This is a genomic window from Allobosea sp. GW821-FHT10B12 (assembly GCF_059415545.1).
The window spans coordinates 208,825-233,717 of record NZ_JBWKNL010000007.1; the positions used below are offsets into that span (position 1 = coordinate 208,825).

At 66.7% G+C, this 24,893-nt stretch carries 21 protein-coding genes; 11 read left to right on the plus strand and 10 right to left on the minus strand.

The genetic code is table 11. The annotated features are described in order from the left end of the window. Nucleotides 1-32: 32 nt before the first annotated feature. Nucleotides 33-1,577, minus strand: coding sequence for an ABC transporter substrate-binding protein (locus AC07O0_RS23280; RefSeq protein WP_494626133.1), 1,545 nt, complete (start codon nucleotides 1,575-1,577; stop codon nucleotides 33-35). Nucleotides 1,578-1,618: 41 nt separating this feature from the next. Next, entirely contained in the window at nucleotides 1,619-2,503 is an 885-nt protein-coding gene (locus AC07O0_RS23285; RefSeq protein WP_494626135.1) for an alpha/beta hydrolase family protein, read from the minus strand. A 152-nt stretch (nucleotides 2,504-2,655) separates the two neighbouring features. Here AC07O0_RS23285 and AC07O0_RS23290 point away from each other — a divergent pair, with 152 nt between their 5' ends. Beyond that, complete coding sequence (locus AC07O0_RS23290; RefSeq protein ID WP_494626137.1) at nucleotides 2,656-3,303, plus strand: GntR family transcriptional regulator; 648 nt, start codon at nucleotides 2,656-2,658, stop codon at nucleotides 3,301-3,303. On the opposite strand, the gene AC07O0_RS23295 is transcribed toward AC07O0_RS23290, so the two are convergent. Together AC07O0_RS23295 and AC07O0_RS23300 are read right to left on the minus strand one after the other, a co-directional pair. Then, complete coding sequence (locus AC07O0_RS23295; RefSeq protein WP_494626139.1) at nucleotides 3,300-4,862, minus strand: ABC transporter substrate-binding protein; 1,563 nt, start codon at nucleotides 4,860-4,862, stop codon at nucleotides 3,300-3,302. The two genes, AC07O0_RS23290 and AC07O0_RS23295, sit on opposite strands and share 4 nt — an antisense overlap. A gap of 52 nt (nucleotides 4,863-4,914) precedes the next feature. After that, nucleotides 4,915-6,057 carry a C45 family autoproteolytic acyltransferase/hydrolase gene (locus tag AC07O0_RS23300; RefSeq protein WP_494626141.1) on the minus strand — a complete coding sequence of 381 codons (1,143 nt, stop codon included), beginning with the start codon at nucleotides 6,055-6,057 and terminating at the stop codon, nucleotides 4,915-4,917. An 81-nt stretch (nucleotides 6,058-6,138) separates the two neighbouring features. Here AC07O0_RS23300 and AC07O0_RS23305 point away from each other — a divergent pair, with 81 nt between their 5' ends. Together AC07O0_RS23305 and aptA are read left to right on the plus strand one after the other, a co-directional pair. Beyond that, nucleotides 6,139-7,020, plus strand: coding sequence for a GntR family transcriptional regulator (locus tag AC07O0_RS23305; RefSeq protein ID WP_494626143.1), 882 nt, complete (start codon nucleotides 6,139-6,141; stop codon nucleotides 7,018-7,020). Between the two features lie 77 nt (nucleotides 7,021-7,097). Further along, nucleotides 7,098-8,438: an omega-aminotransferase AptA gene (gene aptA / locus AC07O0_RS23310; RefSeq protein WP_494626145.1), complete on the plus strand. Its 1,341-nt coding sequence runs from the start codon at nucleotides 7,098-7,100 to the stop codon at nucleotides 8,436-8,438. Between the two features lies 1 nt (nucleotide 8,439). Here the strand turns inward: aptA and AC07O0_RS23315 are convergent, their stop codons facing one another. Next, the gene (locus AC07O0_RS23315) at nucleotides 8,440-8,838 is read right to left on the minus strand and encodes a rhodanese-like domain-containing protein (RefSeq protein ID WP_494626147.1); all 399 of its coding nucleotides are present in this window, start codon (nucleotides 8,836-8,838) and stop codon (nucleotides 8,440-8,442) included. Nucleotides 8,839-8,953: 115 nt separating this feature from the next. On the opposite strand from AC07O0_RS23315, the gene ftrA reads away from it, so the two are divergent. After that, nucleotides 8,954-9,913, plus strand: a complete 960-nt coding sequence (ftrA, locus tag AC07O0_RS23320) for a transcriptional regulator FtrA (protein WP_494626148.1) — start codon at nucleotides 8,954-8,956, stop codon at nucleotides 9,911-9,913. A gap of 19 nt (nucleotides 9,914-9,932) precedes the next feature. On the opposite strand, the gene AC07O0_RS23325 is transcribed toward ftrA, so the two are convergent. From AC07O0_RS23325 to AC07O0_RS23335, 3 genes are all read right to left on the minus strand, one after another. After that, complete coding sequence (locus AC07O0_RS23325) at nucleotides 9,933-11,177, minus strand: aminopeptidase (RefSeq protein WP_494626150.1); 1,245 nt, start codon at nucleotides 11,175-11,177, stop codon at nucleotides 9,933-9,935. Nucleotides 11,178-11,267: 90 nt separating this feature from the next. Beyond that, nucleotides 11,268-11,972, minus strand: coding sequence for a flavin reductase family protein (locus tag AC07O0_RS23330; RefSeq protein ID WP_494626152.1), 705 nt, complete (start codon nucleotides 11,970-11,972; stop codon nucleotides 11,268-11,270). After that, a complete protein-coding gene (locus AC07O0_RS23335) occupies nucleotides 11,969-12,730 on the minus strand; it encodes a GntR family transcriptional regulator (protein ID WP_494626154.1) in 762 nt (253 codons plus the stop codon). Before AC07O0_RS23335 ends, AC07O0_RS23330 begins: the two co-directional genes overlap by 4 nt. Nucleotides 12,731-12,913: 183 nt before the next feature. Here AC07O0_RS23335 and AC07O0_RS23340 point away from each other — a divergent pair, with 183 nt between their 5' ends. The 7 genes from AC07O0_RS23340 to AC07O0_RS23370 all read left to right on the plus strand — a co-directional run bounded on the left by AC07O0_RS23340 (nucleotide 12,914) and on the right by AC07O0_RS23370 (nucleotide 21,226). Beyond that, nucleotides 12,914-14,482, plus strand: a complete 1,569-nt coding sequence (locus tag AC07O0_RS23340; RefSeq protein WP_494626156.1) for an ABC transporter substrate-binding protein — start codon at nucleotides 12,914-12,916, stop codon at nucleotides 14,480-14,482. A 144-nt stretch (nucleotides 14,483-14,626) separates the two neighbouring features. Then, the gene (locus AC07O0_RS23345; RefSeq protein WP_494626158.1) at nucleotides 14,627-15,619 is read left to right on the plus strand and encodes an ABC transporter permease; all 993 of its coding nucleotides are present in this window, start codon (nucleotides 14,627-14,629) and stop codon (nucleotides 15,617-15,619) included. Further along, the gene (locus AC07O0_RS23350) at nucleotides 15,609-16,553 is read left to right on the plus strand and encodes an ABC transporter permease (protein ID WP_494626159.1); all 945 of its coding nucleotides are present in this window, start codon (nucleotides 15,609-15,611) and stop codon (nucleotides 16,551-16,553) included. The genes AC07O0_RS23345 and AC07O0_RS23350 overlap by 11 nt, the downstream gene beginning before the upstream one ends. A 30-nt stretch (nucleotides 16,554-16,583) precedes the next feature. Next, nucleotides 16,584-17,783 (plus strand): amidohydrolase family protein, encoded by a 1,200-nt coding sequence (locus tag AC07O0_RS23355; RefSeq protein ID WP_494626161.1) that lies wholly within the window; start codon nucleotides 16,584-16,586, stop codon nucleotides 17,781-17,783. A 38-nt stretch (nucleotides 17,784-17,821) separates the two neighbouring features. Continuing rightward, on the plus strand, nucleotides 17,822-19,285 hold the full coding sequence (locus AC07O0_RS23360) for an amidohydrolase family protein (protein WP_494626293.1): 1,464 nt from the start codon (nucleotides 17,822-17,824) through the stop codon (nucleotides 19,283-19,285). Continuing rightward, nucleotides 19,282-20,265: an ABC transporter ATP-binding protein gene (locus AC07O0_RS23365; RefSeq protein ID WP_494626163.1), complete on the plus strand. Its 984-nt coding sequence runs from the start codon at nucleotides 19,282-19,284 to the stop codon at nucleotides 20,263-20,265. The genes AC07O0_RS23360 and AC07O0_RS23365 overlap by 4 nt, the downstream gene beginning before the upstream one ends. Next, entirely contained in the window at nucleotides 20,258-21,226 is a 969-nt protein-coding gene (locus tag AC07O0_RS23370; protein ID WP_494626165.1) for an ABC transporter ATP-binding protein, read from the plus strand. Before AC07O0_RS23365 ends, AC07O0_RS23370 begins: the two co-directional genes overlap by 8 nt. A 243-nt stretch (nucleotides 21,227-21,469) precedes the next feature. Here the strand turns inward: AC07O0_RS23370 and AC07O0_RS23375 are convergent, their stop codons facing one another. Beyond that, the gene (locus tag AC07O0_RS23375) at nucleotides 21,470-23,173 is read right to left on the minus strand and encodes a dihydroxy-acid dehydratase (protein ID WP_494626167.1); all 1,704 of its coding nucleotides are present in this window, start codon (nucleotides 23,171-23,173) and stop codon (nucleotides 21,470-21,472) included. Nucleotides 23,174-23,268: 95 nt separating this feature from the next. Then, nucleotides 23,269-24,864 carry a gamma-glutamyltransferase gene (ggt, locus tag AC07O0_RS23380; protein WP_494626169.1) on the minus strand — a complete coding sequence of 532 codons (1,596 nt, stop codon included), beginning with the start codon at nucleotides 24,862-24,864 and terminating at the stop codon, nucleotides 23,269-23,271. Nucleotides 24,865-24,893: the final 29 nt, after the last annotated feature.

Sequence of the window (24,893 nt, forward strand, 5' to 3'; positions counted from 1 at the left end):
TGTGATCGTGAGGCCGCCGCGTCCGCGACGGCTCAGTTGGCGAGGCCGACCTCCCAGAGCCGCGGCTTCGAGGCGACCCAGGGCGCAAAGCCCTGCAGACGCTTCGACACGACGGCGGTGTCGACCTGGTTGTAGAGGAAGATCAGCGGCGCATCGGCCAGCATCAGTCTGTGCAACTCGTCGAACAGTTTCTGGCGCTCGCCCTCGTCGGCGGTGATCGTCGCCTTCTCGATCAACTCATCGGCGCGGCGGCTATCCCAGGCCTTTGAGGGATAGATGTTCTTGGGACCGCTGAACTGGTTGTAGCTCTGGGCCGGATCGATGCGGGCGGAATAGCTGAAGGACATCATCTGGTAGTTGCCCTTGCTGTAGCGGTCGAGCTGCGTCGCCCATTCCAGCACTTCGATCTCGCTGGTGATGTCGGCAGCCTGCAGCATCGCCTGCGCCACCACCGCGACCGGGAAGCTCGGCACGGTCGAGCGCTTGTTGGCGATCAGCTTGATCGTCTGGCCCTTGTAGCCGGCCTCCGCGAGCAGCTTCTTCACCCGGGCCGGATCGTTGCTGTAACGCTGGCGCTGGACCTCGCTGTAATAGGGCGAAGCCATGTGAACGGCGGAGTTGTTGACCTTGCCCAGCTCGTTCGAGGCCTGGGCGACGAGCTCGTCGAGATCGAGCGCCGCCGCGATCGCCTGGCGCATGCGGACATCGGATAGCAGCGGATCGCGGCTCTGCAGCAGCAGGGCATGCTTGGTCGCGCTCGGCGCGGTCACGACTTGCACGTTATTGCTCTTCTGCATCTCCGGCAGGTCGGAATCCGGGATGTCGGCGACATGCAGCGCGCCCGAGATCAAACCTGCCTTGACGGTCGCGCCGTCGGCGATGGCGAGGAATTTGACCTCCGGCACCAGCGCGTTCTTGCGGCCGACATAGCCGTCGCGCTTGTCGCCCGCCGGCGAGACATAAGCATCGAAACGCTTCAGCGAGACGAACTCGCCGCGGCGCCAGTCGCCGAGCATGAAAGGGCCGGTGCCGATCGGCTTGTCGAAAGTGCCGTCGGGCTTCAGCGAGTCCTTGTGGATGATCGCGACCATGGCGCAGTCGGTCCGCGCCATGGTGTCGAGGAAGAGCGCGCTCGGCTTTTCCAGCGTCATCACGACGGTCGACGGATCGGGCGCGGTGACGCCGGTCACCTTCATGCCGATGCGGCCGTCGAACTCCGACCGGCAGCGCCAGTCGGTCTTCGGGTCCATGTAGCGGGTCCAGTTCCAGATGACGTCGGCCGAGGTCAGCTCGGCGCCGTTGTGGAACTTGACGCCCTTGCGCAGGGTGAAACTGTAGGTCAGCCCGTCCGCGGAGACGGCGACCTTCTCCGCCAGCAGTGGCGCGACCGCGCCGTTCTCGCGATAGCCGACCAGGCCCTCGACCATGTGCAGGACGACCGCGTCGGTGTTGTCGTCGCGGTTGACGCCCGGATTGGTCGAGCGGATGTCGGCGTTGAGCGCGACATTGATCGTCTGCGCCGTTGCGGGGCTCGCGAGAGCAAGGAGAGCGAAGGCGGAGATGAGTCGGCGGTTCATTGTCGTTCCCCTCGCTGTTCGCTGTCCCGGTTCGGACGGTCTCAGGCCGCCTTGGCAGCACCGGATCGGCGCTTGGCGAGCACGTCGGCGAAGAAGTCCTCGACCCGCGAGACCGCCTTCAGCCCGTCATGCGGCATGTTCGGCACAAGGTCGAAACGCACGGTGATGCCGTGCTCCTCGAAGTTGCGGCGCAGGGTATCGAGCCGTTCCGGGCGGTTCACGCCGGCATGGTTCGCATCGGGCATCCAGCTGGCATTGCCGGGCTTGTGGGTGATCTCCCAAGTTTCGAGATCGGCGGCGCCGACGATCATTTGGACCGCGACCTTGCGCATCGCCTCGATGTCGGGTGCGCTGCCGAAGAGTTCGGCCATGTTACGGGTGCCGACCCACCAGTCGCGCGTCGGGTCGAGCAGGGTCACCGAGCCCGGCGCGCCGATTGAAGCGGCCCAGAGCTTGTTCGGCTGCAGCATCAGGAAGCGGTGGGTGAAATGGCCGCCGCCGGAATAGCCGAACAAAGCGAAGCGGTCGAAGTGCAGCCCATAGGCCTGGGCGACCTCCTCGACCATGGCGAGCAGGATGTGGTCGTAGCGGACCTCGCCCTCGCGCATATATTTGAAGCCGTTGCGGTTGCCGTCGCCCATCACGCCGATCGGGAAGAGCGGGGCGAGGATGACGCAGTTGTTCCAGCGGCCGAAAGCCTCGAAGGCGTCGCGATAGCCGATGAAGCCGCGGCCGGTGCCGTGCATGGTGACGACGAGCTCAGGGGCCTGGCCGCCCTTGCCGAGGTTCTTCGGCACATAGAGGCAGTAGCTGAAACGCGGGTCGGCCTTGCAGGCGACCACAGGCGTCGGGCCGAAATCGTAGAGTGCGCGGGCGATTGAAGCCGCGTCGTCCTGCTTGGCCTGGCTTGCGACGGGAGCAGTCATGCGGCGTTTCCTGATTGGTTATAAGATTGGCGCCAATTTTGTTGCATGATACGATGGGCGCTGCAAGCGGGATTCGACAGACGTCGTGCCGGCTGTGTGCGATGCGGGTGAACCAGTTCACAAGCGTCGCTGAAATGCTCTAGAGACCCGCTATGGCCCCTCGTCCCAAGACCCAGCGCGCCAAGGGCGAACTCGCCAATGAGATCGCCCGGGCGATTCATGTCCGCGCCTATCGGCCGGGCGAATGGCTGCGGCAGATCGATCTCGAAGAGGCCTTCCAGGCGACGCGCTTCGATGTCCGCGCCGCGCTCGACGAGCTTGCCGTGCGCAAGACGATCGAGCATGTGCCCAATCGCGGCTACCGTGTCATCGAGATCGACCTCGAGACCTATCGCGCCATCCGCGACACCCGCATCATTCTCGAAAGTGCCGCGTCCCGCCTTGTGATTGGCAAGATGGACGACGCCGCGCTTGTAAAGCTCGATGCGCTCGCCCACGAGTTTAGCCGGGCGGTCCAGAGCGGCACGCGCGTCGAGCAGAGCGAGATCAACCGCGCCTTCCATAGTCTGATCTATGACCATTGCGGCAATCCGGTGCTGGTGGAGACGATCTGGAGCCTGCGCGACCGCTCGCGCGGCTCGGCGGTCACGGTCTGGGCCTCGCATCAAGCCCTGCTCGCCAGCGACGCCGACCATCACGCCATGGTCGCGGCGATCCGCGCCGGAGACGGTGAGCGCCTCGCCGCGCTCACCAGTCATCACATCACCAAGGACCTGATCGAGGTCAATGGCGCCGCTTAGTCGGCGATGCTCACTTCCCAAAGACGCGGCAGCGAGGTCAGCGACGAGGTGTAGCCCTTGACGCGTTTGCCATGGGCGCCGCCGACGATGCCGTTGTAAAGCATCACCATCGGCACGTCGGCGATGAAGCGGCGATGCAGCTCGTCGAAGATCTTCTGGCGCTCAGCCTTGTCGCCGACGACCATCGACTTGTCGAGCAGGGCCTGGACCTCAGGGTCGTCCCAGAGCTTGCGCGGTTGCTTGTCCTTCGGCCCGGTCATCGACTCGAAGGAGAGCGCCGGGTCGAGCCGCCCCGAATAGGGGAAAGCCTGGATCTGGTAGTTGCCCTTGTTGTAGCGGTCGAGCTGGGTCGCCCATTCCAGCACCTCGATCTCGACATTGATGCCGGCGGCCTTCAGCATCTGTTGCGAGACCACGGCTGCGTCGAAGCTCTGCGGATAGCGCTTGTTCGCCAGCATGACGATCTTCTCGCCCTTGTAGCCGGCTTCCTGAAGCAGCTTCTTCGCCGCGGCCGCATCATAGGCGCGGCCCTGCTTCTGCACCGGGCCGTAATAGGCCGAGAGCGCCGGCACGATCGACTGGTTGGGCTTGCCGATGCCGTCGGTCACCTGGGCGACGAGCTCCGGCGTGTCGATCGCCGCCGCCATCGCCTGGCGCAGTTTGGCGTTGCCGAGCACCGGATCGCGCGTCTGGATGATCAGCCCGACCAGCCCCATATGCGTCACCACCGAAAGGCCGACCTTGTCGGGGCTCTTTTTCAGCTCGGAGATGTCGGCATTGGCGACGTCGGGCACGATGTCGACATCGCCGCGCAGCAGGGCCGCCTTGGCCGTCGCGCTATCGGGAATGATGACGAAGCGGACCTCGTCGACCAGCGGGCGCTTGGCGCCGCCGAGCCCGTCGATCTTGCCGGGCAGGGCGGAATAGTCGGCGAAGCGCTCGAGACGGATGAATTCGCCGCGCTTCCATTCGGCGAGCTTGAACGGCCCGGTGCCGACAGGCTTGTCGAAGCTGCCATCGGCCTTGACCGAATCCTTGTGCAGGATGCCGGTCATGGCGCAGTCGGTCCGGGCCAGCGATGTCAGGAAGAGCGCGCTCGGTTTGTCGAGCCTGAAGACGACTGTGCGGGCATCGGGCGCCGTCACCTGCTCGACCTTGACCTGGCCGCGACCGTCGAATTCGGAGAGGCAGCGCCAGTCCGTCTTCGGATCCATGTAGCGGTTCCAGTTCCACAGCACGTCTTCGGCCGTGAGCGCCGCCCCGTTATGGAACTTCACGCCCTGTCGCAGAGTGAAGGTGTAGGCCAGCCCGTCGCCGGAGATGTCGACCTTCTCGGCTAGCAAGGGCTTGGGCGCCGCATCCTCGCCATAGGCGACGAGGCCTTCGACCATGTGCAGCACGACGCCGTCGGTGTTGTGGTCGCGGTTCACGCCCGGATTGACCGAGCGGATGTCGAAGGGCAGCTGCACCCGCAGCGTCGCCGCCGCGGCCGGCAAGGCGGCTGCGGTCGCGAGGCCCAATCCGGTGAGGGCGAGGGAAAGGCGGCGTCGGCTGTGCATCGGCGGGTTCCCCTTGTTTTATGGTTCTGGCTTGGACGCTGTCGGTGCTGCCTTATTCGGCGGCTTGCGCCAAAGTCACCGGCTCGTCGGTGAGGCTGTAGCGGGTGAAGATGCGGTTGAGGGCGGGCAGCGGCGCGACCTCCATCGTGCCCTTGGCCGGCTGCATGATCACCATCGAAACGGTGGCCGAGAGATTGCCGGTGTCGTTGAGGCGCGGCGGCCGGCAGACCGAGTGCGGGGTCAGGAAATCGTCGAAGAAGGCCTCTTTCAGATCATCGACGGTCAGCTTGCGGCCGGCCTCATTGAGCAGCTTCCTGACGCGCCAGTCACGGTAGAAGCTCTCGGGCACGCGTGGGGTACCTGTATCGGTGATCTTGGTCAGCGCGACCTGGCCGACCCAGTGGTTGGCGTGCACGATCAGCCCGTCCTCGGGATAGAGCGGGAAGGCGGCGTCGGGCGCGCATTCGAAGTCGATGCCGAAGCCAGCGACGGTCGAGAGCATCATGTTGTTCGAACAGGCCTTGGGTGTGGTCGCGACGGCCTTGATCGCGAAGGCGAGATGCTCCTGCTCCAGCACCTTGCGGCGGATGAGCGCCAGCGGCACGCCGGTCTGGGTGAAGTCGCGCTCGCTTTCGAGATAGTTGGCGGTGATCGAGATGCCGGCCGCGTTCATGCCGCAGCGGGCGAGGCCACCAGCCTCGACGAAGGTCAGGAAATCCGGGCCGTCCTCGCGGCGCACGCGCAGCACGATCGCCGTCTCCGCGCATTCGGCCTTCCAGTCCCAGTTCTGGCCGTGGATCAGTTCGCCCGAGGCGCTGCGCTCCGGCAGGATGATTGCGCCGGTGCAGCCATCGTCGAGCTCTTCGGTCGCCTCGACCGGCTTGTTCCTCTCCAGCCGCGCCTTGGCGATCACCTCGGTGCGGGCGTTGATCATGATGACGTCTTCGAGCGCGACGCCGGCGCCGTCGGCAATGCCGCGCATCTCCTCGACATAGTGCTTGCCGAACGCCTCGATCTCGCGGGCGAACTCGCCGATCAGGCGCGACTTTGCGGTGGCGTCATAGCCGAGATCGCCGAGCTGTCCGCCATAGAGTTCGATCGAGCGCTTGACGCGCCCCGGCACCGCCGCACCATGCTGGCGGCCGCGCTCATAGGGCGTGCCGGAGACATCGACGAAGGGAAAGGGCGAGGTCATGACCGGATCTCCGCGTTCGCACTGGTGCTGTGTCTGGCTATAATGTATTTCATTTCGAACTAAGACAATCAAGAGTTTTCGATGACGGCACCGACACGATTGCAGCAGGACATCGCCGAGCGGATCCTCCGCATGGTCCGCGAGGACGGGCTGGAAGCCGGCGCCTGGCTCAACGAGAACAGCGCGGCCCGCCGCCTCAACGTCTCGCGCACGCCGGTACGCGCAGCGATCGATCATCTCGCGCAGCAGGGGCTGGTGCGCCGGCATCCCAACAAGGGCGTCGAGCTGCTGAGCGCGCCCGCGGCATCAGTGGAAACCGGCGCGAGCACGGACGCGACCGAGCTTGCCATGGTCAAGGTGGCGCAGGACCGCCATGGCGGGCGCCTGCCCGACGAGATCTCCGAGCTCGAACTGATGCGGCGCTACGAGCTTGGCCGACCCGAGGTGCAGCGCCTGATGGCGCGGCTCGCCGATCTCGACATGGTCGAGCGCAAGCGCGGCTATGGCTGGCGTTTCCTGCACGAGGCACGCGACCAGTCGGCCCATGACGAGCGCTACCGCTTCCGCCTGCTGATCGAGCCGATGGTCTTTCTCGAGCCCGGCTTCTCGCTGGAGCAGAGCTGGATCGACGAGATGCGGGTGCGGCATGAGCTGACGCTGTTGCAGCCCTGGAAAGACAGCTCGCCGGTCGGCTTCTACGAGATGAACGCCGATTTCCATGAGGGGCTGGCGGCGGCCTCGGGCAACCGCTTCATCCACTCCGCCATCCGCCGGCAGAACCAGATGCGCCGGCTTTCCAACTATGACTGGGCCTATGGCTATGAGCGCGTCGTGGTGAACAGCCGCGAGCACCTGCAGATGCTCGCGACGATCGAGGCGGGCGACTACGCGCTCGCCAGCGCCTTGATGCGCAGCCATCTCCAGCGCGCCATGCAATTGCGCCGGCCGGACGGGCTGGACTGAAGCGGTCTGCTATTCTCGCTATTGTCTTTTGAACTTAAGAAAGACATCATGCGGTGATCCATAGCGAGGACCTGCCGATGACCGCGCCTGCATTTGCCGCCGAAAGCCGCCGCGACAACGCTCCCGACGCGTTCTGGATGCCGTTCACGCCGATGCGCGCCTTCCGGCAGGCGCCGCTGCTGTTCGAGCGGGCGGAAGGCATGCACTACATCACGCCGGACGGACGGCGCGTGCTCGACGGCATGGCCGGGCTCTGGTGCGTCAATGCCGGGCACGGCCAGGCCAGGATCACCGAGGCGATCCGCGAAGCCGCCGGCCGGCTCGATTTCGTCTCCTCCTTCAGGATGAGCCACCCCGATGCGCAAGCCTATGCTGCCAGGCTCTGCGATTTCGCGCCGGAGGGCATCGGCCATGTCTTCTTCGTCAATTCCGGCTCGGAGGCGGTCGATACCGCCCTGAAGATCGCCCGTGCCTATCATCAGGCCCGCGGCCAAGCCTCGCGCACCAAGCTGATCGGCCGGGCCAAGGGCTACCACGGCATGGGCTGGGGTGGGCTCTCGGTCTCTGGAATCGGCCGGCACAAGGCCGCTTTCGGGCCGCTGCTGCCCGATGTCGCGCATCTGCCGCTGCCCTATGACCGCACCAGCATGGCCTTCTCGCGCGGCCGGCCGGAAGGCGGGCTCGCGGCTGCCGAGGCGCTGGAGACCCTGCTGCAGATCCATGATCCCCAGACGGTCGCCGCCGTGATCGTCGAGCCGGTGACCGGCTCGGGCGGGGTCTATCCGCCGCCGAAGGGCTATCTCGAACGCCTGCGCGCGATCTGCGACAGGCACGGCATCCTGCTGATCTTCGACGAGGTCATCACCGGCTTTGGCCGGCTCGGCAGCCCCTTCGCGGCGCAGGCCTATGGCGTCACACCCGATCTGATGAGCTGCGCCAAGGGCATGACCAATGGCGCGGTGCCGATGGGCGGCGTTCTCGTTGCCGGCCATGTCTATGACGCCTTCATGGCCGGCCCGCCCGAGGCGATCGAGCTCCTGCACGGCTACACTTATTCGGCCCATCCGCTCGCCTGCGCCGCTGGTCTCGCGACGCTCGACGTCTTCGCCGAGCAGGATATCCTTGGCGGGCTCGCCAAGATGCTGCCGCTCTGGGAGGAGCGGGCGCATCGGTTGAAGGGCGCGGCCCATGTCGTCGACATCCGCACCGCCGGTTTGCTCTGCGCGATCGATCTTGCGCCGCGTCCGGGCGCCGATGGCGCCAGGGGCGGGGAGGCAAACAAGCTCTGCCTCGACGCCGGCGTGCTGATCCGCAATGCCGGCGACACGCTGGTGCTGTCGCCGCCGCTGGTGATTGCGCCCGCCGAGATCGAGGAGATCTTCACCGCGATCGAGCAGGCGCTGGGGCGGATCGCCTAGCTCAGCCGGCGCTGGTCAGCGAAAAGCCCTCGTCGAGCCAGCCGGTGACGCCGCCGATCAGCAGCTTGACCGGCAGGCCGAGGCGCGAGAGCCGGACCGCGGCGCGGTTGGCGCCATTGCAGTGCGGGCCAGCGCAATAGACCACGAAGGTCTTGCCCTCCGGCTGCTCGGCCATCCGGGAGGCCGTCATCTTGCCGTGCGGGATGTTGATCGCGCCGTCGATATGGCCCTCGGCGTAAAGTGCCGGCGAGCGCACATCGACGAGGACGAAGTCGCGGTCGTTCGTCTTCAGCGCCTCATGGGTATCCCAGCAATCGGTCTCGAAGGTCAGCATCGCCTCGAAATGAGCGCGGGCGATATGCGAGGGAGCGGCGGCTATTTCGGTGACGGCGGTGGCCATGGCGATCCTCCAGAAGGTTGCGATGGCGACAGGGGTAGCGGCCGCAGCGGATTTCAGGCAGTAGCGGAAATGACAATATCTGGCAGGTTTCCGCCAAATGCACGCTGACGCCGGAATGGACCGTCTCGCCACGCCGCACGAGGTCGTCGCCATCGCCTATGATGGCCTGTGCACCTTCGAGTTCGGCATCGTCGTCGAAGCCTTCGCCTTGCCGCGCCCTGAGTTCGACTTTTCCTGGTATCGCTTCCGTGTTGCTGCGGCCGAGCGGCCGATCCGGGCGATGGGCGGTTTCTCGCTGCAGGTCGATGCTGGGCTGGAGATCCTCAGCGAAGCCCAGACCATCGTGATTCCCGGCTGGCGCAATCGCGATGAGGCGCCTCCTGCGGCGCTGATCGAAGCGCTGCGGGCGGCGCATCGGCGCGGGGCGCGGCTGCTCTCGATCTGCTCCGGCGCCTTCGTGCTGGCAGCCGCCGGCCTGCTCGACGGACGGCGGGCCACGACGCACTGGCGACACGCCCCGCATCTCGCCGATGCCTGCCCGGGCGCGACGCTGGTCGACGACGTGCTCTATGTCGAGGACGAGGGCGTCGTCACCTCGGCCGGCAGCAGCGCCGGCATTGACGCCTGCCTGCATTTGATCCGGGCCGACCATGGCGCGAAGATCGCCAATATCGTCGCGCGCCGGCTGGTGATGCCGCCGCATCGCGATGGCGGCCAGGCGCAATATGTCGAGGCGCCGATCCAGGCAAGGCCCGGCCGCTCTATCGCAACGGTGCTCGACTGGGCGCGCGAGCGCCTGTCCGAGCCGCTGGAGATCGGCGCAATGGCGCGCCATGCTGGCCTGAGCGAGCGCACCTTCCTGCGCCGTTTCCGCGACGGCACCGGGGTGACGCCGCTGAAATGGCTCAGGCGCGAGCGTATCGTCCGGGCGATGAAGCTGCTGGAAGAGAGCGACATGGCGCTCGCCGATATCGGCGCCGCCTGCGGCTTCGCCTCGCCGGAGAGCTTCCGCAAGGCCTTCTTCGAGATCGCCCGGACGTCGCCGGCGGCCTACCGCAACCGCTTCAGGCGGTAGGTGCCGGTGGAGATGATCGTCAGGCCCACTCGCCCTTGCGGAAGACCGCGACGCGGCTGCCATCGGGCTTGACGCCGTCGATGTCGACTTCGCCCGAGCCGATCATCCAGTCGATATGGATCAGGCTCTTGTTGCCGCCCTGCGCTGCGATCTGCTCCGGCGTCAGCTTGGTGCCGTCGATGAAGCACTTCGAGTAGCACTGGCCGAGCGCGATGTGGCAGGAGGCGTTCTCGTCGAAGAGCGTGTTGTAGAACAGGATGCCGCTCTGCGAGATCGGCGAGGAGTGCGGCACCAGCGCGACCTCGCCGAGCCGGCGCGCGCCCGCGTCGGTGTCGAGCACCTTGTTCAGCACCTCTTCGCCGCGGCTCGCCTTGGCCTCGACGATCCGGCCTTCCTCGAAGCGCACCTGGATATTGTCGATCAGCGTGCCCTGATAGGAGAGCGGCTTGGTCGAGGAGACATGGCCTTCGACGCGGCGGGCATGCGGGGTGGTGAAGACCTCCTCGGTCGGGATGTTGGCGTTGCAGGTGATGCCGTTCTTCGCGGTCGAGGCGCCGCCCTCCCATTCATGCCCGTCGGCGAGGCCGATGGTGAGGTTGGTGCCCGGGCCGGTGAAGTGCAGCGCAGAGAAGCGCTGGCCGTTCAGCCACTTCGTGCGCTGCGCCAGCGCCGCGTTATGCTCGGCCCAGGCCGCGATCGGATCGTCGCGGTCGACACGCGATGCCGCGAAGATCGCCTCGGCCAGCCGGGCGACCGCGACTTCCTCGGCATCTCCCGGGAAAACCTGCCGGGCCCAGGCTGCGCCGGGATAGGAGACGATATTCCAGTTGATGTCGAAATTGGCGATCTTCTCCAGCGCCGGCTGGTAGGCGATCGAGTTCGCCTTGTTGGCACGGGCGACCTTGGCCGGATCCTGCTCGGCGAGCAGCATCGGATTGTCGCCGACGATGGCGAGGCGCGCGGTGTTGGCGGCGAAGGCCTTGCCGACGCCCTCATAAAGCCAGGACGGGGCGCGGTCGAAGCTGGCATCCTGGCCGAAACGATAGCGCGCCAGCGTCAGCGCCTCGTCGGAGAGGATCGGCGTGACCAAGCCGGCGCCGGCCTTGTAGGCGTGCTCGGCGATGCGCCGGACCAATGGCAGCGCTGCGACGGGGGCGGTCAGGAACAGGTCCTGCCCCGGCTGCAGATTGAGGCCGACCTTGATCGCGACCTCGGCCAAACGATCGAGCTTGTTGGCATCGATGCCGGAGACGTGCTTGTTCATGAGGGGCCTCGTCGGAGTGATTTTTCGAGGCCGCATTGCTGGCGGAAATCGGCCGCGGGTCAACCGCTCCCGAGCAGATGATGCATTCGCTCAGCGCTTGCCGGGCCGTGTGCGCTTCGCCTTGGAACGGTCGCCGCGCCAATCGGCGACGGACATGGTCGGCAGGTCGAAATAGTCGCGCGTGGTGGCATAGCCATGCCCGCCCATGCGGCCGATCGCGTCGAGCGCGACCGGGTCGACATAGTGCTTCACCTGATCGACCGTATCGGCGCGGAAATGGGCGTAGACGACTTCGCCGAGGATGATCTCGCGCGAATTGCCGATCCCGAGCGTGGTGTGGTGGCGGCATTCGAAGGCGGCCGGCGCCTGGCCGATCCAGGGGCAGGGCACCTTGACGCCGGGCATGGCGGTGAGGCCGGCCTCGGCGAGTTCGTTCGTGCCCGGCTCGAACGGCACGGCGCAGGCGTTCATGCCGTCGAGCAGCGCGTCGGAGACGATGTTGACGGTGAAGGCGAGGCTCTCGCGGACATTGCGGCCGGTGTCCTTCTGCCCGCCGGTCTGGCGGTATTCGACGCCGAGCGCCAGGATCGCCGGATCGGCGGAGAGGCAGTTGAAGAACGAGAACGGCGCAGCGTTGACGACGCCGTTGGCGTCGATCGTGGTCACCAGCGCGATCGGGCGCGGTACCACCGCGCCGATCAGCAGCTTGTAGCGCTCACGCGGGGTCAACGCGGCGAAGTCGAAGGTGACGATCTCGGCGGCGGCCGACCGGTCCTGCGTCAGCGTCTGGGTCACGATGGGGTCAATCCTTCACTCAAGGCATAGGGTGCGAGCACGTCGCGGATGTCGCGTTCGCCGCGCGGCGCCAGCAAGGCGCGGGTGACGACCGATTGCAGGTGGTGATCCATTAGCGCCGCGGCCCGGGCGGCATCGCCGGCGCGCAGGGCCTCGATCAACTGGCGGTGCTCGGAGACGGCGCATTCGGAGGAGTGCGGGCGGCCGTAGATCGCGAGGATCAGCGAGCAGCGCGACGACGCCTCCTGAACATAGCGCAGCAGCAGGGCGTTGCCGGTCATCTCGGCGAGCTTGATGTGGAATTCGCCGGAGAGACGGATCGATTCCGGTCCGTCCTGCTCATGCGCCTTTTCTTCCAGCCGGACATGGGCTTCGAGTTCGGCCGATTGCGCCGGGGTCAGCCGGCCCGCGAGGTTCTCGGCGACGAGGCGCTCCAGCCCGCGGCGGACCTCGAAGACGTCGCGCGCCTCTTCCAGTGTCGGATAGGCGACATTGGCGCCGCGATTGGGCTTGAGCTCGACCAGCCCTTCGACCGCGAGCCGCCCGAAGGCCTCGCGCACCAAAGTGCGGCTGACGCCGAGCTGCTCGCCGATCGAATCCTCCGGCAGCTTCATCCCGGGCTTCAGCGCCTGCTCGATGATGGCGCGGCGCAACGCCTTGTAGACCGCTTGCGCGCGCGGCACCGGCGCGCCCGTTTCGGACATCTTGCCGTTGGGGCCGGACTTGTTCGCAGCGAGCGGGCGGGCAGGGCGCGGCATGAATCGAGTTTCCGCTTGTCTTCAATAATCGCATACAATACGGTTCTTGTATCGTATGCAAGTTTGCTCAACGATCGCACACGAGATGGCGCGCAAAGCGCCACGGTGATCACAGAGGTGGCAACGGACGGCATTCCCCGGTGCGCGAAGCGGGCCGGCAAGCAACGAGAAGGGGAGAGATCGATGAAGAAGGCCTGGTTGCTGGCGGCTGTCGCCGCTCTTGCGCTGAACGGCGCGGTCGAAGCCAAGACGCTGAAATGGGGCTCGGCCCGCGAGATCGCCTCGCTCGATCCTTACTCCTTCGGCGAGACCTTCACGCTGTCGGTGCTGAACCACGTCTATGAGGGGCTGGTCCGCTATACCGGCGATCTCAAGATCGAGCCGGCGCTGGCGGAATCCTGGGAGACGGTGTCGCCGACCCTCTGGCGCTTCAAGCTGCGCCAGGGCGTGAAATTCCACAACGGCAACCCATTCACGGCCGACGACGTCATCGCCTCGCTGGCGCGCGTCACCCACGACACCTCGCCGCTCAAGGGCAATCTGCCGGCCTATAAGAGCTCGAAGAAGATCGACGACTATACCGTCGAGATCGAGGTCAACGGCCCTTATCCGCTGCTGCTCAACGACCTCACCAACATCTTCATCTTCGACAAGGAGTGGATGGAGGCGAACAACTCGCTGCTCCCGACCGATTCCGGCAAGGGCGTGAAGGGCTACGCCACCGACAATGCCAACGGCACTGGACCGTTCAAGGTCGAAAGCCGGCGTGCCGACTCCAAGACGATCTTCGCCAGGAATCCGAGCTGGTGGGACAAGCCGCAGCACAATATCGATGTGATCGAGTTCATCCCGATCACCTCGTCTTCGACCCGTGTCGCGGCGATGCTCTCCGGCGAGATCGACTTCACCAATGTCGCGCCATTGCAGGACCTGCCGCGCCTCTCGGCCTCGAACGAGGTCAAGGTGCTGCAGACCAACGAACTGCGCTCGGTCTTCTTCGCCTTCAACCTCACCGACAAGCTGGTCGAAAGCGACGTCAAGGACAAGAACCCCTTCAAGGACATCAAGGTGCGCGAGGCGCTCTACCGCGCCATCGACATCGACGCGGTGCAGAAGCGGGCGATGCGGGGCCTCTCGCGCAATACCGGCGCGCTCGTTGCCCCGGCGATCCCCGGCTACGAGCCGTCGCAGGACCAGCGCCTGGCCTTCGACCTTAACGGCGCCAAGAAGCTGCTCGCCGAGGCCGGCTATCCGAACGGCTTCTCCTTCCTGATGAACTGCCAGAGCGACTCGCTCGTCAACGAGGAGGAGTTCTGCCAGGCGGTTGCGGCGATGTGGTCGCGCGCCGGCCTGAAGCCGAACCTCAGCCTGGCGCCGCGCAGCCAGCAGGCGCCGAAGCGGGTCAAGGGCGATTTCGACCTGATCTCCTTCGGCTGGGCCAACGAACCGATGATCGACGCCTATTCGCTGCTGGTGCAGGTGCTGCGCTCGAAGAGCGGCACGGGCGGCGTGTTCAACTGGGGCAATTGGGGCGATCCACGTATCGACGCGCTGGTCGACAAGTCCGGCGTCGAGCTCGATACGCCCAAGCGTATTGAGATGATGAAGGAGGCGCTGAAGATCGCCAAGGCCGAACATCTCTTCATCCCTCTGCACCAGCAGCCGATGGCCTGGGCGATGCGCAGCACCGTCGCCTCTACCGTGCAGGCCTCGGACAACAAGCCGCGCCTGTGGCTGACCATGATGAAGTGAGGTGAGCCGTCATTCTCGGGCGAAGCGAAGCGCAGACCCGAGAATCTCGTGACGAGAAGGCAATGCCGCCCCCTGGTCCTGAGATGCTCGGGTCAAGCCCGAGCATGACGGCGGGGTTTATCCGAGAGCTGGAGTAGCCATTCCATGCCGGCCTTCCTGTTCAAGCGCTTCGTCAATGCCGCCGGCGTCATGCTGGCGGTGGCGTTCCTCGCCTTCCTGACCTTCCGCTTCGTCGGCGACCCCGTCGAACTGATGCTGAACGAGCAGGCGAGCCAGGCGCAGCGCGACGAACTGCGTACCAGGCTCGGGCTCGACAAGGGCTTCGTGCTGCAGTTCGCGACCTTCGTCGGCAATGCGCTGCGCGGCGATTTCGGCATCTCCTACCGCAATCAGCAGGAGGTGTTCACACTGATCGCCGAACGCTTCCCGGCGACCTTCGAACTGGTGCTGGTCGCGACCTTCCTGTCGCTGGCGGTCGGCATACCCCTTGGCGTCTACACCGCGATCCGGCGGGACAGCCTGCTCGCCAAGGCGCTGCAATTCGTCTCGGTGCTCGGCGTTTCCCTGCCGAGCTTCGCGCTCGGCATCCTGTTCATCTTGGTCTTCTCGGTGACGCTGCAATGGCTGCCGGCCTTCGGTCGCGGCGAGGTCGTGCAGATCGGCTGGTGGAGCACCGGGCTGCTGACGGCGTCCGGCCGCAAGGCGCTGATCTTGCCGGGCATCACGCTCTCGCTCTTCCAGATCACGCTGGTGATGCGGCTGGTGCGGGCCGAGATGCTGGAGACGATGCGGACCGATTTCATCCGCTTCGCCAGGGCGCGCGGCCTGCCGGCCCGGGCCGTGAACTTCCGCCACGCGCTGCGCAACTGCCTGATGCCGGTGATCACGGTGACCGGATTGCAGATCGGCAATCTGATCGCCTTCGCGCTGGTGACCGAGACGGTGTTCCAATGGCCGGGGATGGGCATGCTGTTCGTCCAGGCCGTCACCTTCGTCGATATCCCGGTGATGGCGGCCTATCTGATCGTCGTCTCCTTCATCTTCGTCTCGCTCAACACGCTGGTCGACCTGACCTATGCCTGGGTCGATCCGCGCCTGCGCGAGGACGCGCTCTCAGGAGGCGCCAATGCCCGCTGAAGCCGCCAAAGCTGCAGCAAAGCCCGGGCGCCTGCGCCGTTTCCTCGACAGCGATATCGGCTGGAGTTTTCGGCGCACGCCGGCCGCCTGGCTCTCTACGCTGGTGCTGGCGCTGCTGATCCTGACCGCGCTGTTCTGCCCGCTGATCGCGCCGCAGAACCCGCATGACCTCGCCCAGATCTTCATCGACAAGGCCGAGATCCCGCCGATCTGGTCGGCCGACGGCGAATGGCCCTTCCTGCTCGGCACCGACCCGCAGGGGCGCGACGTGCTCTCCGCCATCCTCTACGGCACGCGGGTCTCGCTGATCATCGGCTTTTCGGCCGTGATGGTCTCGATGGCGATCGGCGTCTCGATCGGCCTCATCGCCGGTTTCTATGGCGGGCGCATCGACAACCTGCTGATGCGGCTCGGAGACACCGTGCTGTCGATCCCGACCCTGCTGATGGCGATCCTGGTCTCGGCGATCTTCCGCGAATTGTTGCCGCCGGCGCTGCGCGACCCCTTCGCCGCGGCGGTACTGGTCGTCTCGATCGCGCTGACCAGCTGGGTGCAGTACGCCCGCACGGTGCGCGCCTCGACCATGGTCGAGCGGCGCAAGGAGTATGTGCTGGCGGCGCGGATCATCAAGGTGCCGGCCGGGCGGATCATGCGCCGGCACATCCTGCCGAACACGCTGACCCCGGTGATGGTCGCGGCCACGCTCAATCTCGGCCTCGCCATCCTCTCGGAAGCGACCCTGTCCTTCCTCGGCGTCGGCATGCCGATCACCCAGCCTTCGCTGGGAACGCTAATCCGCATCGGCAACCAGTACCTGTTCTCCGGCTCCTGGTGGCTCGTCGTCTTCCCCTCGCTGCAGCTCGGATTGATCGTGCTCTCGGTCAACCTGCTCGGCGATTGGCTGCGCGACGCGCTGAACCCGAAGCTGCGCTGACGACAAGAAACCAAAGAGGATACGCCTGCGATGACCGCCTCCCTGCTGCTCCGCAATGTCCGCCCCTATGCCGGCAACGCCGTCGACCTGCTGATCGAGAACGGCAAGATCACGCAGGTTGGAGCGAACCTTTCCGCGCCAGCCGGCGTCGCTATCGAGGACGGCAAAAGCGAGATCGTCATCCCCGGCCTGGTTGAGGCCCATACCCATCTCGACAAGAGCCTGCTCGGCCTGCCCTGGTACACCAACGAGGTCGGCCCCAAGCTGCTCGACAAGATCGACAACGAGCGAATGAACAAGAAGCGGCTCGACATCGATCCCGAGCGCCAGTCGGCCCGCCAGAGCATCCTCTCTTCGCTCAAGGGCACGACCCATATCCGCAGCCATGTCGATGTCGACACCGAGCATGGGATGTGGGGCGTCGAGGGCGTGATGAAGACGCGCGACGCCTATCGCGACATCGTCGACATCGAGCTCGTCGCCTTCCCGCAATCGGGCCTGCTGCGCCGACCGGGTACGCTCGAGCTGATGGACCAGGCGATGCAGGCCGGCTGCGAGATCGTCGGCGGGCTCGACCCCTGCACGATCGACCGCGATCCGAAGGGCCATCTCGACGCCGTCTTCGGCCTCTGCCAGCGCTATGGCAAGCCGCTCGACATCCATCTGCACGAGCCGGGCGAGGTCGGCGCCTTCTCGCTCGACCTGATCATCGAGCGCACCCGTGCGCTCGGGATGACTGGCAAGGTCACCGTCAGCCACGCCTTCTGCCTCGGCACGCCCGACCCGGCCCTGATCGATCCGCTGGTCGAGCAGCTCGCTGAGCTCGACATCGCGATCATGACGACTGCGCCGGCGAGTCGCCCGGCTCCCCCGGTGAAGAAGCTGCTTCAGGCGGGCGTGCGCGTCTGCTCCGGCTCCGACGGCATCCGCGACACCTGGAGCCCCTATGGCAACGCGGACATGTTGGAGCGGGCGATGTTCGTCGGCCTGCGCAACAATTTCCGCCGCGACGACGAGGTCAGGCTGGCGCTCGACGTCTGCACGACGGAAGGCGCCAAGGTGATGGAGATCGAGGGCTATGGGCTCGATGTCGGCTGCGTCGCCGACCTCGTCCTGCTGCCGACCGAGTCGATCGCCGAGGCCGTCGCGACCCGTCCGCCGCGGCGCCGCGTGATCAAGCGCGGCAAGGTCGTCGCTCGCGAGGGCGTCTCGATCAGGACCGCGCCGTGACCCTGCAAGCCAAGAAGCGGCCGGAAGGCCGCATCCTGATGACCGCACGCTGGGTGGTCGGCCACAAGGATGGCCGCCACCGCCTCTATGAGAACGGCGAGGTCGTGTTCGAGAACGGCGAAGTCGTCTTCGTCGGTCACGCCTTCCCGGGCGAGGTCGCCCGGCGCCTCGACTACGGCCATGCCCTAATCGGGCCGGGCTTCATCGACTGCGACGCGCTCTCGGACCTCGACACCACCATCCTCGGCTATGACAACCAGCCGGCCTGGAAGAAGGGTCGAGTCTGGCCGCGCAGCTATCTCGAGGCCGGCCCCTACGAGATGTATACGCGTGAGGAGCTGGCCTTCCAGAAGCGCTATGCCTTCTCCCAGCTGATCCGCAACGGCATCACCACGGCGCTGCCGATCGCCTCGCTGTTCTACCGCGCCTGGGGCGAGACGGTTCAGGAGTTCGAGGACGCGGCGGAAGCGGTCGCCGATCTCGGCCTGCGGGCGTATCTCGGCCCGGCCTACCGCACCGGCAACCAGCTGGTCGAGGCCGACGGGCGCATCGTCACCCATTACGACGAGCCCCGCGGCCTCGCCGAGCTCGACGCCGCCATCGATTTCGCGGGGCGTCATGAAGGCGCGGCCGGCGGGCTGATCCGCGCGATGTTCGCGCCCGACCGGATCGAGACCTCGACGGCCGAGCTGCTGCGCCGCACCGCCGCTGCCGCGCGCGAGCTCGACATCCCCGTTCGGCTCCACTGCTGCCAGTCGAAGATCGAATACGACCTCGTCCTCGCCCAGCACGGCATGAGCCCGCCGGAATGGCTGGAGAGCCTCGACTTCCTCAATGAGCGCTGCCTGTTGCCGCATGGCACGGTCGTCTCCGGCAGCCGTCTGATCGACCGGCCCGGCCGCGACCTCGAAATCATCAGGGATTCCGGTGCGAGCATAGTCCATTGCCCGCTGGTCTCGGGCCGGCACGGCGGCACCATCAACCATTTCGGCAGCTACCGCGCCATGGGCCTCAACATCGCCATGGGCACCGACACAGCCCCGCCGGACATGGTGATGAACCTGCAGACCGGCATGATCCTCGCCCGCACCATGGCCGGCAATGTCGGCGCGGTTCGCTCCGAGGACTATTACGACGCTGCCACCATCGGCGGCGCGAACGCGCTGCACCGGCCCGATCTCGGCCGCCTCCAGCCCGGCTCCCGTGCTGACGTTACCGTCTTCGCGTTCGACCGGCCGCATAGCGGGCAGGTCATCGATCCCATCCAGACGATGATGCTGACCGGCCATGGCCGCGACTTCGTGGCGGTGGTGATCGACGGCCGCTTCGTCATGGAGGACCGCGCCATTCCGGGCCAGGACGAAGCTGCCGACAACATCCGTGCCCAGAAGCAGTTCGAGGGCGTGATGGCGCGCTATCCGGAGCGCACCCACGGACATCCGCCGACGAGCGAGATCTTCTCGTCGAGCTACGCGATCGAACGTAAGGGAGATGCCGCGTGAACGCCCAGCCAGCGCTGCTTTCGGTGCAGGACCTGCGCATCGTCTTCGACGGGCGGCGTGGCCCGCTGACGGCGCTGGACGGCGTCTCCTTCGAGATCGCGCCGGGGGAAATCCTCGGCGTGGTCGGTGAATCCGGCGCCGGCAAGTCATTGACCGGCACGGCGGTGATCGGCCTGCTCGATCCGCCGGGACGGCTGGCCGGCGGCGAGATCAAGCTGTCGGGCCAGCGCATCGACAATCTGCCGGCGGAGGCGATGCGCAAGCTGCGCGGCCGCCGGATCGGCGCGATCTTCCAGGATCCGCTGACCTCGCTGCACCCACTGCTCACGGTCGGTGAGCAACTGGTCGAGACCATCACCACCCACCTGCCGGTCGGCAAGGTGGAGGCGCGCAAGCGTGCGCTCGACCTGCTCAAGGAGGTCGGCATCCCCGCCGCCGAGACGCGGATCGACCATTACCCGCACCAGTTCTCCGGCGGCATGCGCCAGCGCGTCGTCATCGCGCTCGCGCTCTGCGCCGAGCCGACGCTGATCATCGCCGACGAGCCGACTACGGCGCTCGACGTCTCGATCCAGGCGCAGATCACCACGCTGCTGAAACGGCTCTGCCGCGAGCACGGCACGGCGATCATGCTGGTGACGCACGACATGGGCGTGATCGCCGAGACAGCCGACCGGGTCGCGGTGATGTATGCCGGGCGCGTCGTCGAGATCGGTCCGGTCGAGGAGGTGACGCGTCGCCCGCATCATCCCTACACCGCCGGTTTGATGGCCTCGATCCCGAGCGTCCACCGCCGCAATGCCGAACTCAACCAGATCGATGGGGCGATGCCGCGGCTGAACGCGATACCCACCGGCTGCGCATTCAATCCGCGCTGCGGCTTCGCCACCGATTTCTGCCGCGAGCACAAGCCCGGCCTGCCGGTCTCCGGCCATGCCGCCGCCTGCCATTTTCCACTCCAGGAGGCGGCCCGTGGCTGAGGCGAACACCATCCTCGAGGTCACATCGGCTTCCTGCCGCTTCGACGTCTCGGCGCCGGCGCTGTCGCGCCTGTTCTCGCATGAGCCGCGCCGCGTGCTGCGCGCGGTCGAGAACGTCTCCTTCAGCGTCGAACGCGGCACCACCTTCAGCATTGTCGGCGAATCCGGCTGCGGGAAGTCGACATTGGCGCGCATGGTCGTCGGGCTGCAGAGGCCGACGCAGGGCATGCTCGACTTCAAGGACATCAAGCGCGCCGACGGCTCGGTCGGGCCGCCGCGGGTGCAGATGATCTTCCAGGACCCTTACGCCTCGCTCAATCCGCGCTGGCGCGTCGGCGACATCATCGCCGAGCCGATCCGCGAATTGAAGCTGCGCAAGGACGAAAGCGAGACGGGAGCCCGCGTCGGTGACCTCCTGGAGATCGTCGGCCTGTCGCGGGCGGATGCGAGCCGCTTCCCGCATGAGTTCTCCGGCGGCCAGCGCCAGCGCATCTCGATCGCACGGGCGCTGGCGACCGAGGCCGACTTCCTCGTCTGCGACGAGCCGACTTCGGCACTCGACGTCTCCGTCCAGGCGCAGATCCTCAACCTGATGGTCCGCCTGCAGAAGGAGTTCGGGCTGACCTATCTCTTCATCAGCCACAATCTCTCGGTGGTCCGGCACATGTCCGACCAGCTCGCCATCATGTATCTCGGCCGCTTCGTCGAGAGCGGGCCGGCGGAAGAGGTGTTCGGCCGGCCGCGCCACCCCTATACGCGGCTCTTGCTCGAGACGATCCCCGATGTCGAGAAGCCGAACCGTCAGCGCCGGCCGATGTCGGGCGAGGTGCCGAGCCCGATCGCGCCGCCGCCCGGCTGCGCCTTCCACCCGCGCTGTTCGCAGGCCGTCGAGCGCTGCCGTACCGAGGCGCCGGCGCTGCGGCGTGAGGGCGAGCTGGAGATCGCCTGCCATTTGGCTTGAGGCGCGTCAGCACGGAACCGCGCCGTCTTTCCGGGGCGCTGCGCAGCAGCGAGCCCGGAACCCATGAACATGAGTTTATCCAGTTCGTCACGCTCGCCCTTGTGGCGAGCATCCACGTCTTGAACACCGCGCTCGCCGAACGAAGACGTGGATGGTCGGGACAAGCCCGACCATGACGGGGAGGGCTGTGTTCATGGGTTCCGGGCTCTTCGCTGTGCGAAGCCCCGGAAAGACGGCGGGCGGTCAGCAGAAGTCGAAATCGACGCCTTCGTCGGCCTGGAGCACGTGCTCGTCATAGAGCCGGTCATAGCCGCGGCGCTCTTTGGCGGGCGGTAGCGGGAGGGCGGCCCGGCGCGCCTCCAGCGCCGCTGCGTCGACCAGCAGGTCGAGCCTCCGCTCGGCGACGCTGAGCCTGATCCGGTCGCCATTCCGCACCAGCGCCAGCGGGCCGCCAACCGCCGCTTCCGGTGCGACATGCAGCACGATCGCGCCATAGGCGGTGCCGGACATGCGAGCGTCGGAGATGCGGACCATGTCCTTGACGCCCTTGGAAGCAAGCTTGCGCGGGATCGGCAGATAGCCGGCTTCCGGCATGGCGGCGGCGCTCTTGGGGCCGGCATTCTGCAGGACGAGGATATCGTCCGGACCGACATCGAGATCGGGGTCGTCGATGCGGGCCGAGAGATCTTCGAGCGAGGCGAACACGACGGCGCGGCCCTCATGCTCGAGCAGGCGCTTCTCGGCCGCAGCACGCTTGACGATGGCGCCGCGCGGGGCGAGCGAGCCGAACACCGCGACGAGCCCGCCATCCGGATCGACCGGCTCGGCCCGCGAGCGGATGATGGTGCGGTCGACCTGGTCGACGAGCGGCAAGTCGATCAGCTCGCGCAGCGTCTGGCCGGTGATGGTCAGGCAGTCGAGATGCAGGAGGTCGCGCAGTTCCCGCAGCACGGCCGGCACGCCGCCGCCGGCGAAGAAGTCCTCCATGTAGTTATCACCGACCGGCTTCAGGTTCACCAGCACCGGCGTCTCGTCCGAAAGCTGGTTGAGACGGTTGAGGTCGACCTTGATGCCGGCGCGGCGGGCGATGGCGGTGAGGTGGACGACGGCGTTGGTCGAGCCGGAGATCGCGAGGAGCACGCGCCAGGCGTTCTCGATCGCCTGCTCGGTGACGATCTGGCGCGGCAGCAGGGTTTGCGTGCCGATCAGCGCGACGGCGCGTTTGCCGCTCTCCTCGGCGCAGCGCAGGCGGTCGGCATGGACAGCGGGGATCGCAGCGGAGCGCGGCAGGGCTAGGCCCAGCGTCTCGGCGATGCAGGCCATGGTCGAGGCGGTACCCATCACCGCGCAGGTACCGGCGGTGGTGGCGAGCCTGCCCTCGACCACGTCGATCTCGTCCTGATCGACGTCGCCGGCGCGGAAGCGGGCCCAGAAACGGCGGCAATCGGTGCAGGCGCCCAGGCGCTCGCCCTTGTGACGGCCGGTCGACATCGGCCCGGCGACGAGTTCGACGGTCGGGACATTGGCCGAGAGCGCCGCCATCAATTGGGCCGGAACGGTCTTGTCGCAGCCGCCCATCAGCACGACGGCGTCGATCGGCTGGGCCCGGATCATCTCCTCGGTGCCCATCGCCATCAGGTTGCGGAACTTGAGGCTGGTCGGGTTGAGAAAGACCTCGCCGAGCGAGATCGTCGGGAATTCGACCGGCAGGCCGCCGGCCATCAGTACGCCGCGCTTCACCGCCTCGAGCAGTTCGGGGAAATGCCGGTGGCAGTTGTTGAAGCCGCTATAGGTGTTGGCGATGCCGACGATCGGCCGCGCCAGCGCCTCGTCGGAATAGCCCATCGAGCGGGCGAAGGAGCGGCGGAGATAAGCGGCGAAGGCCGGGTCGCCGTAATTGGTCAGCCCGCCGGCGATGCCGCGCCCCTTTGGCTTGTCGCCTGCCATACCCGCGTCTCCCTCGACTTGTTCTGAGGAGAAGCTTGCCGGGATCGCCGGCGCTGTCGAGGCCGCCCTGTGCAGGGCGGCCTCGCGCTGGGCACTCAGTAGCCGAGGGCGCAGCCGTCCTTGCGTGGGTCCGAGCCGCCGGTCAGCGTGCCCTTCTCCCAGTCGATCCAGATCGCCTGGGCGCCGCCCATCGGCGATTTCGGCACCTCGACCTTGAAACCGCGCGCGGTGAGGGCCGCCCCGACGCTGTCGCGCAGGCGTCCTTCCGCCTCGACCGTATTCGTGCCCGGCAGCGGGAACAGGCGCGGCAGGTCGATCGCCTCCTGCAGATCGAGACCATGGTCGAGCAGCTTGGCCAGGAAATGAGCGTGGCCCATCGCCTGGTAATGCCCGCCCATCACGCCGAAGGGCATGACGACGCGGCCGTTCTGCGCGAGCATGCCGGGGATGATGGTGTGCATCGGGCGCTTGCGCGGCGCGATGGCGTTCGGGTGCCCCTGCTTCAGCACGAAGCTCTGGCCACGATTATGGAAGAGCACGCCGGACTTCTTGGTCATCAACCCGCTGCCATAGGGCGAGAAGATCGAGTTGATGAACGAAACGGCGTTCCGGTCCTTGTCGACGACGCTGATATAGACCGTGTCCTTGTGCTCGGCCCCGCCGGGGATGACCGGCAGCGGATCGAGCGCGCGATTGGGATCGATCATGCTGGCGAGTTCGTCGGCGAGCTCATTCGAGAGCAGATGTTCGACCGGGACCTCGGCCTTGGCAGGGTCGGCGAGGAAGCGGTCGCGAGCAGCATAGGCGAGGCGGGTCGCTTCCAATTCGATATGAAGGTTCTCGACCGCGAGCGGGCCGCCCTTGGGCTGGAAGCGCTCGAGGATCTTCATGATCAGCAAGGCGATGACGCCCTGGCCGTTCGGTGGGCATTCGTAGACGGTGCGGCCGCGGAAGGTTGCGCTGATCGGCGTGACGTATTCGCCCTCGGCTGCAGCGAAGTCCTCGGCCGTGTGCAGGCCGCCAGCGGCCTTGAGATAGTCGACCATCTCCCTGGCGATTTCGCCGCGATAGAAGGCATCGCGGCCTTCGCGGCCGATCGCTTCAAGCGTATCGGCGAGCGCCGGCTGGCTCTGGACGGTGCCGGCCGGGGGAGCCTTGCCGTCGACCAGGAATGTCGCGGTGGCGTTGGCGTCCTGGATCAGGATCTCATGCTGGGCGGCGAGGTCATAGGCGACGCGCGGCGTCAGCGCATAGCCGTCGCGGGCATAGGCGATGGCGGGTGCGAGCACCTCCGCGAGCGGCAGGCGGCCATGCTCCTTGTTGAGCCGGGTCCAGGCGTCGATCGCGCCAGGCACGGTGACGACATGCGGGGAGTGTCGTTCCAGCGTGGTGATGCCGGCCTTTGCATACCAGTCCAGCGTCGCGGTGGCTGGCGTGCGGCCCGAGCCGTTATAGGCGATGACATCGGTCGAACCGCCGCGCGCATAGAGCACGAAGCAGTCGCCGCCGACGCCGGTCGAGCCGGCCTCGACCACGCATTGCACGGCGCAGGCGGCGATGGCGGCGTCGATCGCGTTGCCGCCGGCCTTCATGGTGTCGAGCGCGGCGAGCGTCGAGGCGGGATGTGAGGTCGCCGCCATCGCATTGCGGCTGATGGAGAGGGAACGGCCGGGAAGCTCGAGATCACGCATGGAAAGGCTTTCGTGGAAACCTGGCCGGC

Bases quoted from the DNA above. Each gene is read 5' to 3' on its own strand.
- AC07O0_RS23280 (WP_494626133.1), bottom strand. From the start codon at position 1,577: ATGAACCGCCGACTCATCTCCGCCTTCGCTCTCCTTGCTCTCGCGAGC.
- AC07O0_RS23285 (WP_494626135.1), bottom strand. From the start codon at position 2,503: ATGACTGCTCCCGTCGCAAGCCAGGCCAAGCAGGACGACGCGGCTTCA.
- AC07O0_RS23290 (WP_494626137.1), top strand. From the start codon at position 2,656: ATGGCCCCTCGTCCCAAGACCCAGCGCGCCAAGGGCGAACTCGCCAAT.
- AC07O0_RS23295 (WP_494626139.1), bottom strand. From the start codon at position 4,862: ATGCACAGCCGACGCCGCCTTTCCCTCGCCCTCACCGGATTGGGCCTC.
- AC07O0_RS23300 (WP_494626141.1), bottom strand. From the start codon at position 6,057: ATGACCTCGCCCTTTCCCTTCGTCGATGTCTCCGGCACGCCCTATGAG.
- AC07O0_RS23305 (WP_494626143.1), top strand. From the start codon at position 6,139: ATGACGGCACCGACACGATTGCAGCAGGACATCGCCGAGCGGATCCTC.
- aptA (WP_494626145.1), top strand. From the start codon at position 7,098: ATGACCGCGCCTGCATTTGCCGCCGAAAGCCGCCGCGACAACGCTCCC.
- AC07O0_RS23315 (WP_494626147.1), bottom strand. From the start codon at position 8,838: ATGGCCACCGCCGTCACCGAAATAGCCGCCGCTCCCTCGCATATCGCC.
- ftrA (WP_494626148.1), top strand. From the start codon at position 8,954: ATGGACCGTCTCGCCACGCCGCACGAGGTCGTCGCCATCGCCTATGAT.
- AC07O0_RS23325 (WP_494626150.1), bottom strand. From the start codon at position 11,177: ATGAACAAGCACGTCTCCGGCATCGATGCCAACAAGCTCGATCGTTTG.
- AC07O0_RS23335 (WP_494626154.1), bottom strand. From the start codon at position 12,730: ATGCCGCGCCCTGCCCGCCCGCTCGCTGCGAACAAGTCCGGCCCCAAC.
- AC07O0_RS23340 (WP_494626156.1), top strand. From the start codon at position 12,914: ATGAAGAAGGCCTGGTTGCTGGCGGCTGTCGCCGCTCTTGCGCTGAAC.
- AC07O0_RS23345 (WP_494626158.1), top strand. From the start codon at position 14,627: ATGCCGGCCTTCCTGTTCAAGCGCTTCGTCAATGCCGCCGGCGTCATG.
- AC07O0_RS23350 (WP_494626159.1), top strand. From the start codon at position 15,609: ATGCCCGCTGAAGCCGCCAAAGCTGCAGCAAAGCCCGGGCGCCTGCGC.
- AC07O0_RS23355 (WP_494626161.1), top strand. From the start codon at position 16,584: ATGACCGCCTCCCTGCTGCTCCGCAATGTCCGCCCCTATGCCGGCAAC.
- AC07O0_RS23360 (WP_494626293.1), top strand. From the start codon at position 17,822: ATGACCGCACGCTGGGTGGTCGGCCACAAGGATGGCCGCCACCGCCTC.
- AC07O0_RS23375 (WP_494626167.1), bottom strand. From the start codon at position 23,173: ATGGCAGGCGACAAGCCAAAGGGGCGCGGCATCGCCGGCGGGCTGACC.
- ggt (WP_494626169.1), bottom strand. From the start codon at position 24,864: ATGCGTGATCTCGAGCTTCCCGGCCGTTCCCTCTCCATCAGCCGCAAT.